The 2,090-nt window shown below is 63.2% G+C and carries 1 protein-coding gene; it reads right to left on the bottom strand.

Features of this window, described 5'->3' with window-relative positions:
* Positions 1–2,090: glutamate synthase central domain-containing protein (locus SFU54_RS03050; protein ID WP_319014843.1), on the bottom strand; the 2,090-nt coding region annotated here is incomplete at both ends.

Raw genomic sequence — 2,090 nt, 5'->3', positions numbered from 1 at the left:
GCGGAACAAGCCGCGCAAGGTCATGAGGTTCTCGGCCTGGTCGTCAACCGCCTTGGTGTACTCGCGGAAGATGTCATACCGCTTTGCCCGCGTCGCGTGCTGCAGGCGGAACACCGTTTCGGGGTTGAAGAGGTGGGGCGGCCCTTCACGGCGCCACTGATACTCACCACCGGTCTGTAACCGCTCATGCGGGTTGACAGGAGCGCTCGCCGGATACGCCAGCGCGTGGCGCGCAGCGTTTTCCGCCGCGATCGTGTCGATGCCAACACCGCCGAGCACGCTGGAGGTACCGGTGAAGTAGCGGTCGACAAACTCTTGGTCGAGGCCCACGGCTTCGAACGCCTGCGCGCCCGCATATGAGCCAACGGTCGAAATGCCCATCTTCGACATGATCTTGAGAACACCCTTGCCCAACGCCTTGATGACATTGCGCACGGCCTTTTCGGGCGTAATGCCCGTGATCATGCCGGAACGAACCAGGTTCTCGACGGTCTCCATGGCGAGATACGGGTTGATCGCCGATGCACCATAGCCGATGAGCACAGCGCAGTGGTGCACTTCGCGAACGTCACCCGCTTCGACGATGAGGCCCACCTGCATGCGCTTTTCGGTGCGAATCAGGTGGTGGTGAACAGCCGCGAGCATGAGAAGTGACGGCACCGGGGCGAGGTCGGCCGTTGAATCGCGGTCGCTCAAGACGATGAACTCAGCCCCGTCGGCGATGGCCTCGTCAACCTCAGCGCACATGGCAGCGATGCGCTTCTCGAGGGCTTTGGGGCCCTTGTCGACGCGATACAGACCCTTGATGGTCGTCGTGAGCGAGCTGCCCGGTCGCGGATCAATGTGCTGAATCTTGGCGAGCTCGTCGTTGTCGATGATCGGAAAGTCGAGCACGACCTGGCGGGCGTGACGCGGGGTCGCCTCCAAGAGGTTGCGCTCGGGACCGAGGCCAAGACTCATCGAGGTCACGACCTCTTCGCGAATCGAGTCAAGCGGCGGGTTTGTCACCTGAGCGAACTGTTGCGTGAAGTAGTCGAACAGCAGTCGAGCGCGATCGCTCAGCACCGCAATTGGCGTGTCAGAACCCATGGCGCCGAGCGGCTCGGCACCGGCCTTCGCCATGGGAGCGAGCAGCACGCGAACTTCTTCTTCGGTGTAACCGAAGGTGCGCTGGCGTCGCACAATCGAGGCGGGCGTGTGAACGATGTGCTCACGCTCGGGCAGGTCTTTCAAGTGGATGCGCTGACCCTCAAGCCACTCGCCCCACGGCTCGAGCCCGGCAAGCTGCGACTTGATCTCGTCATCTTCGATGAGGCGACCGTCGACCGTGTCGACGAGGAACATCTTTCCGGGACGCAGACGACCCTTGCGAACAATGCGACTCGGCTCGATGTCGAGCACGCCGATCTCGCTGGCAAGAACGACCAGCCCGTCGTCGGTCACGATGAAACGGCCGGGGCGAAGACCGTTTCGGTCGAGCGTTGCACCAACGAGCGAACCGTCGGTGAACACCAGCGCCGCCGGGCCATCCCACGGCTCCATGAGCATGCCGTGATACTCGTAGAAGTCGCGCAGGGCCGGGTCAATGTCGGTCTGGTTCTCCCACGCTTCGGGAACCATCATCATGATCGCGTGGGGCAACGAGCGGCCGCCGAGCGTCAACAGCTCCACGACCTCGTCAAACGAGGCCGAGTCGCTCGCGCCCGGCGTCACGATCGGGAAGACGTCGCGCAGATCACCGAAGAGCTCAGAGCGCAGCTGTGACTGGCGGGCGCGCATCCAGTTGCGGTTGCCCTGAACGGTGTTGATCTCGCCGTTGTGCGCAATCGACCGGAACGGCTGCGCGAGCGGCCATGACGGGAAGGTGTTCGTTGAGTACCGCGAGTGCACGAGAGCGAGCTTCGAGGTAAAGCGCTCGTCGCTGAGGTCGGGGTAGAACGGCTCGAGTTGCAGGGTCGTGACCATGCCCTTGTAGACAAGGGTGCGGCACGACAGCGACGGGAAGTACGAACCCAACTCACGCTCGGCCCGCTTGCGAGCACGGAACGTCTGTCGGTCGAGCGCGACACCCGAGAGCGGTACTCCCGATT

The sequence above is a fragment of the Microcella sp. genome, from assembly GCF_033763155.1.
GTDB lineage: Bacteria > Actinomycetota > Actinomycetes > Actinomycetales > Microbacteriaceae > Microcella.
Note: the sequence above shows the minus strand (reverse complement) of the source record. Positions and strands in the feature narration are given on the sequence as shown.